General features: G+C 56.1%; 1 protein-coding gene. It reads right to left on the bottom strand.

What is annotated here, in order from left to right; all coding sequences use genetic code 11:
- The coding region (locus tag ACO0LB_RS21050; protein ID WP_423052707.1) for a DUF4214 domain-containing protein at positions 1–255 on the bottom strand (255 nt) is incomplete at both ends.

Raw genomic sequence — 255 nt, 5'->3', positions numbered from 1 at the left:
CCAGCATATTGCCCCGGCTTAATCCCTGCCCCAGCTGCCCCTGCCAGTACGTCTTACCCGCCGCATCTGCCGGCCTGTGCAGGATATTCTGATACATCCTGTCCACAAAGTCCCCGTCATTCAATGTTCCATAGGTGCTCTGGAACTCAAGTCCAGCCACGAACGCACTACTGACGTCTTTTAACATCACACCGGTTTTCTCCTGCGCAATCCAGTACGCCAGACCCTCTCTGTCCGGTAAGCGGTCAAAGGCGC

The organism is Undibacterium sp. SXout7W (assembly GCF_049339385.1).
Taxonomy (GTDB): domain Bacteria; phylum Pseudomonadota; class Gammaproteobacteria; order Burkholderiales; family Burkholderiaceae_D; genus Undibacterium.
This window is presented reverse-complemented; position numbering and strand designations above follow the sequence as displayed.